6 protein-coding genes are annotated in these 6,230 nt (G+C 37.2%); all 6 read right to left on the bottom strand.

Translation table 11 applies throughout. The annotated features are described in order from the left end of the window. Window positions 1–42: 42 nt before the first annotated feature. The 6 genes from FC88_RS12015 to FC88_RS11990 all read right to left on the bottom strand — a co-directional run bounded on the left by FC88_RS12015 (window position 43) and on the right by FC88_RS11990 (window position 6,165). Window positions 43–243, bottom strand: coding sequence for a hypothetical protein (locus tag FC88_RS12015; RefSeq protein WP_057815939.1), 201 nt, complete (start codon window positions 241–243; stop codon window positions 43–45). Between the two features lies 1 nt (window position 244). Continuing rightward, a complete protein-coding gene (locus FC88_RS12010; RefSeq protein WP_083484648.1) occupies window positions 245–1,741 on the bottom strand; it encodes a phage minor capsid protein in 1,497 nt (498 codons plus the stop codon). After that, window positions 1,738–3,270 (bottom strand): phage portal protein, encoded by a 1,533-nt coding sequence (locus FC88_RS12975; protein ID WP_057815937.1) that lies wholly within the window; start codon window positions 3,268–3,270, stop codon window positions 1,738–1,740. Before FC88_RS12975 ends, FC88_RS12010 begins: the two co-directional genes overlap by 4 nt. 21 nt (window positions 3,271–3,291) lie before the next feature. Then, entirely contained in the window at window positions 3,292–4,641 is a 1,350-nt protein-coding gene (locus FC88_RS12970; RefSeq protein ID WP_057815935.1) for a PBSX family phage terminase large subunit, read from the bottom strand. Then, window positions 4,589–5,080, bottom strand: coding sequence for a hypothetical protein (locus FC88_RS11995; RefSeq protein WP_057815933.1), 492 nt, complete (start codon window positions 5,078–5,080; stop codon window positions 4,589–4,591). The genes FC88_RS12970 and FC88_RS11995 overlap by 53 nt, the downstream gene beginning before the upstream one ends. 821 nt (window positions 5,081–5,901) lie before the next feature. Continuing rightward, complete coding sequence (locus tag FC88_RS11990) at window positions 5,902–6,165, bottom strand: DUF6275 family protein (RefSeq protein ID WP_057815931.1); 264 nt, start codon at window positions 6,163–6,165, stop codon at window positions 5,902–5,904. Window positions 6,166–6,230: the final 65 nt, after the last annotated feature.

The raw sequence follows: 6,230 nt of genomic DNA, 5'->3' as shown, positions 1-6,230 counted from the left end.
AAAAAAAGAACGGTTTAATGTCATGTTCAGGACAATAATTATTTAATGCTTTGGTACTTCATATTCGACTATATCTTCATTATTTACAGAAAATGTAATATCATCATCTTCGCCAACTTGAGAATGTGGGTAATATTCAGCCAAATAATCTGGCTTTGTATCGTACACTTCAAGAATTGCACCAGTGATACCATCTTTCGTTTTAATCCAACTAAATTCGGGTAATAATTTCTTTGGTGTCATGCTATCCCTTCTTCCTATGATTAACAAAAATACTTGTAAGCCTTAATTCCCCATTTTTAGGGTCTTTAACCCAAGCAGTTCTAACACTTCTTGTATTACCGTTTGGACCCTTTATTGGCATATTGATTCTGTATTTTTGACCATGTTCCGTGTCATTTTGTGGAATGGCTTCGTATTTCGTAACGCCATTATAAACCTTGTCCATTAGATCTGTATAATTATTTAAATTATAACCTAAGGCACTTTGAAAGACTTTTGCCTTAGAAGCTCCACCACTTTTTATGGCTGTTGGGTCTAGTGCATACTTTGTTAATTTTTCTTTATGGAATACTGCATTTTTTGCGTCAGGCATGATGTATTTATCTACCTTGGTTATTACCTTTTCACGGCTATAATCACGATGTAAGAAATCATGGTCTTTAACTATTTCACGTATCTTGGCACGGTGTCCACTCAATAAACTTTTGTAATGAGATACCCCGAACTCGTCTCCCTGACTTTCAGCATAGGCAATCATCTTCTTGTCTTGTCTAACTAATCTTTCTAATCCACGTTGCTTCTGCTGAATCTTGCCATTTTTAATGGCTTTTTTAGTATTAGGGTGGTGGAATGGGTTCGTGTTGACACCTTCAATATATGGATATAATTCATGCTTACAATTAGCACCCTGCGTACCCCACGCATAACCATAACCATGATCGTAAATTGTTGGATAACGTGGATTGAAATGTTTATCAGTCCTTGGAACTGTGTTAACTATCATTCCTTGAATTGGCGCACATGCAGGACGTGAAGCAGCGTGTGAACTCATTGACGCAAGTGTTACTTCAAATTCGCTCATGGTCGACATTCTAACTTGGTTAAAGGTACTGTGTGCCGTCGAATTGATAACCATTCGGCTATATCCTTCTAACGACCACCTGTGCCCTGCCTTATCAACTAGGTTCGTTTTCAATCCTGAATCAACCCATTTTTGGACATTATCTAATATGGCTTGTTCATGTGTTTTAAGACCTGTAATTGTTTCTACTGTTGATTTATTTACAATGTCTTGATATGCCCTTAGAGCTCCATTATCTTCGGCATTCTTACTGATTAAAGATTGGTTTACTACATTATTCAAATTTGAATATGTCTGTTGCAGTAATCCATTCAATAACTGTTCATTGTCTGGTTTAACATTCGATTTATGTGTCATTCCTACAAGTTGAGCAGTCATTTCGTCTTGAATGGTAATGCCATCATCAACAATCATGCTTTTAATCTTCTTTTCAGCCACTCCTGTGACCTGTGAGAGCATTTTAACAACATCACTATTAAGCATACCCATTTTAGACAACTGCTCTATCTGCCACGATAAGACATTATCCTTACCAACATTCTTGTAATTTGAATCTCTTAAATAAAAGATAATCCTGTTAAAGATTTCATTTTGCAAGTTCGAATAAAGGTTATTAATATCATCTGCCTTGTTCTGCATATAATCTTGAGTAATCAATCTCCATCGCCACCACCGAATAGTGCATTTTCTCCACCGCTAACTGTATCTTGGCTCGGTGTTTCTTCTTGAATCAATTTCAATTCTTTCTTAACATCTGAATCAGACAAACCATAATTACGTTGTAAGAATGTTTGCTTGGACAACACACCTGCAACGACATTTTTTAGGTCTTCTTCCATTTGCTTGTCTTTATCAACGAACACGCCATCGTCATATTGAACATGGATTCCAATATCATTCAAATTCATTTCGTCAGTCATAGTAAATTGAGCTTTTCCATCACTGAAAAACTCTGGTACGCTTGCGACTTCCAAAATAGCTTGGCATAACTGTTCAATACATGATGTAACATTCGTCAATATACTGGATCTCGTCTGATATGTCATTGAGTTCTCACTAACGACTTCTGTTGCTGTCTGTAATCCATTATTAGCGTTATAACTGAAAGTCCCTTGAGCCATACCGATATTACTTTCAAACTCACGTAACCACGCATTCATTGAATCGGTAAATTGTTGAACTCTAATATCATGTGTCAAATCTTGAATACCTGAGCCATTGTCTTCGCTTAACATCTTCAAATAGACATCTGTGTCTGTATCAAACATTGGTTTGTGTGTTCTATTATCGAATCGCAACATACTTTCAGGCACTGCCACTGTTCTCTTGCCGTTTCTAATCTCCCACATGAAACTATCATGAGTAAGATTGAGATTATCCAACGTAGATTTGCTATTATCTACAATCCCAATGCCTAGCGGACTTTCAAGACTGATATTATTAGCCCCCGGCATTCTGAAATAGCTAAACAATGGGTGTACCATTCCTGAACCATTCAAAACGACTTGTGGTTCTATGTCTGGATATAGTTCTTTAAGACTTACCTGCATGCCAATGATTTCTGGTTGTGTTGAGCGATACAATTCATTGGTTATAACGTAATTACCATTGACCCACTGGTGGAACTCTAACAACGTGTAATATGCTGTCTGGTTATTCTCCACCTTGCTTGTCCTACTTGCGATTGCCGCTTCACTAATCGAATTGGTATTTGAACGCAATGGATAGAATTGATCAGCACGAATCCATGCAATTTTTATCTTGTCATTATCCACATAAGGTCGCATTGCAAAACCACCTGCAACGATTCCTTTTTCTAGGTTCATTTCAAACTGGTTCTTAAAATCATTGTCGGTCAATACTTGATTAAGATATTCGTTTAAATTCTTATTATCAAAACTAATCTTGCATTGCTCATTGAACACGATTGAAGCGATTCTTTGGCTCGCCCTTTTAGTTAGATTCAATGTATTATATTTTCTCTTACGTCGAACACCAGAAGCGTCTATGTAATGCTTGACTGGATATAGGTTTCTGTAATATCTGAAATCCCTATGAATACGTTCATATTCGTGTTCATCAATATTGATACGGCTATCATCTGTAATCTTATTGAGTTCTTTTCTTTCTCCCACTGCAACTTGTCCTTTCTGCCATAATCTCTTTATACTGTCTAGCAAGTTCATGTTTCCACCTACCTTTGTTGGCTACCACTTCAAGCCTAAATCTCGTCTATTATCCAAAATGAAGTACTGAAATTGATCGCATGTGTGGTCTTTAACCTTGATAACTTTCGGGTCGTCTGATTCCAATGTGTCTTGGTCCCAACGATATTGCTTGTGTTCTTCAATGAATATCTTGTTGGCTTCCGTGTCCAAATAAAAAAACCTGCCCTGTGCGAGCAAGTCCTGAACATGGTCAATCATCTGTACTTTTTTGGTCTTAGCGACATGGTGCCATTGGATTCCATAATCCTTATAAAATTCATTATCTAACGCATAATCAGCTGTTGCACTATCGGCAGAACGCTTGTAAGGCTCCATATCCCACCTGTCAATGTTCTTCTGTTCGAACTCGTATAAATCCTTGACCAAATCACTTGGTGCCTTCTTATGCGATTTATTGGCAGGAGAATAATAATACGTATCAAGCAATATAACTCTGCCTTTGGCTGTTAAACCATAACAACCTTCTGTGGTTGCTGATGTTTCGTGTCCTGAATCCACTGAAAAATAGATATTCCATAACTCATCATCTTCTGGTATTTCATCAATCGAATGGAATAGGTCCATATTATAAATATTGTCCCCTAATCCAACGACCTTGCCCAAATAGAGCCATTTATAATAATCTAGGTCATTGTGTTTATATCTATCAATCAATTTCAACTGTTGATTCGTTGTTATACCTAATTCATCATCTAGGTACGTTGATGTATCAATGAAATAATCTGGGTCGTCTTCACACTGCTTTATCCACTCATTAATCCAATCATAAGGATTACGTGGTGGGTTATAAGAATAAAAGATTTTCACATCATTCACGAATGGGGACTTCTGCCGAATGAATGTCGGATTGGCTTGGTCGAATACTTTTGCACTATCAAAGTTGGCAGCTTCTTCATACCACAATGCAATTAAATTCTGCACTGTATTAGATTTCAAACGTTCAGGATTATTCCCACCATAAAAATAAAAGGCACTGCCTGTGCGCTTATTGATAATCCGCATTGGCGATACCTGATATGTAAATTCATTTGCCATGTTCAACATACTAATTGCCCACTGGATCTGTTTATAAACCGAATCCCGAAGGTTTACCGAATTTTCACGAACACACACGATATTGGCTTCATGTCCCTGTTGAATTTCTTTCTTCATCATGGTTACAAGTTTCAAACTAATGGTTGAAGACTTGAACGAACCACGTCCACCCTTTGCGATAATGTATGGCTTGTTAGTTGTCCACATAGTATTAAAGTGTGGATTTACCAAGTCTGACATCTTAATTATTGTCTTGCTTGTCGTCGCTTTCACTTTCACTGTCGTCACTATCATCTCCAATGTCGTCTATAATAATTGTACTTTCATTACTTCCAGCGCTACCCGTCAAGATGTCAGCTTTAGCACGGGCAACGTCAGCGTCAGCCTCAGCACGTCTAATCTGCTCTTCAGTAAGTTGTTCTTCAAGCGGTGTCTTTTGACTATCTGAGTACTTCTCACGGTAATTGTTCTTTAACCAGAAAATCATTGCCGTTGTATTTCCATCTATCGCTTTTTTAAACAATGCGTTTTCTACGGCATAATTAGCGTGTTCCTTGCCTTTTTTTAGAGCCTGACAAATCTGACTATAACTATTTTTCCAGCGCTCTAATGTCCTCGGAGCAATGCCTATGTTGCTAGCAATTTGTTCATCTGTTAGTCCTTTATATTTCCAGCCTTGGAGGAGCAACAAATTATCACTTTCTAGCCACTTTTTATACACGCCTTTAGCCATGAGATGGTCGCCCCTCCTTCCAAACTCGATAACAAAAAAATGTACCAGTCTTTATAGCTTAACTGCATTAGTCACTTCATTTTTTACTTTCATTTTTTTGTTTCTTTCTACTTTTTACTTTTTTCTCATTATCAATATTGTTATCAATATCATTAATCATTTTATATTCTAATGGCGTCATATATCCACACGATGTCTTAATCATTTTCATGGAACCACAGCTTCCTAAGCTTCTCGTCAGATCTCTTTACAGCTCTTAATGTCATATTTTTTCCTCCAAAATAAAAAGACCAGCCATATTGACTGATCTAATTGATATAGCATGGGTCGGGATTGAACCGACGACTTTTAGGCTCTACCTCTGAGCTACCATACTGCCCTCAACCTTTGCGGTCACACGTCTGCTCCCCTCATCATCACGATGTCAACCAACGTACGAATAGTTGGTATAAGTTTCACGGCTAATCTTAAATCTTAAGCGGATATCTGGAGTCGAACCAGAATATTAATTGAGTAATAAAGTTTTGGTTTCGAAAGGAGTTTATTATGAAAGTAATCGGTAACTTAGAATCAACATTATCTGTATCCATGGGGAAAATCTACGTTTGAAATATGTATCCGATACTATCCGCATAGCATGGCTAGCTTTATCATCACTAGCCATTGAGAGTTAAAACAGCTGTTTAACGTCTGCCAGGACGATTGTTATTCACGTTGTGGACCTTGGTTGAATGGGTTGTCCTTCCCATGTTTGCTCCTTTTGTGTATCGGAGGAGTAACCGCATGTATCTATATACTAAATGTCATATTTTCTACTCCAACTAAAAATCATATTCAACATTCTCAAATTTCTTGTAGGCATCAAGATATAATTCCTTCTTGTCACCGTTGTAAGTAGCCTCATAATACATTCCATCGGGTAATGTGGTAGATAGCAAAGCCTTGCTGTTTTGAAGTGTCTTACATTGCCATACGACATAGACATTAGATTTATCAATCGATGTGTTATCTGTCTTATCTATATGTTTATTTGCGTATTCAACTACCTTTTCTTTACATACTGTAGTAAATTCTTGTTCATTCATATTCTTTTCCTCCAAAATAAAAAGACCAGCCATAATTGACTGATCTTCTTTATATAGTCAGGCAT

The organism is Companilactobacillus futsaii JCM 17355, assembly GCF_001435505.1.
GTDB classification, from domain to species: Bacteria; Bacillota; Bacilli; order Lactobacillales; family Lactobacillaceae; genus Companilactobacillus; species Companilactobacillus futsaii.
The sequence above is the reverse complement of the archived record's forward strand: the minus strand, read 5'-3'. Positions and strand labels throughout refer to the sequence as shown.

Excerpts from the sequence above, each read along its gene's own strand:
- FC88_RS12015 (WP_057815939.1), bottom strand. The coding sequence starts at position 243 with ATGACACCAAAGAAATTATTACCCGAATTTAGTTGGATTAAAACGAAA.
- FC88_RS11990 (WP_057815931.1), bottom strand. The coding sequence starts at position 6,165 with ATGAATGAACAAGAATTTACTACAGTATGTAAAGAAAAGGTAGTTGAA.
- FC88_RS12975 (WP_057815937.1), bottom strand. The coding sequence starts at position 3,270 with ATGAACTTGCTAGACAGTATAAAGAGATTATGGCAGAAAGGACAAGTT.
- FC88_RS11995 (WP_057815933.1), bottom strand. The coding sequence starts at position 5,080 with ATGGCTAAAGGCGTGTATAAAAAGTGGCTAGAAAGTGATAATTTGTTG.
- FC88_RS12970 (WP_057815935.1), bottom strand. The coding sequence starts at position 4,641 with ATGATAGTGACGACAGTGAAAGTGAAAGCGACGACAAGCAAGACAATA.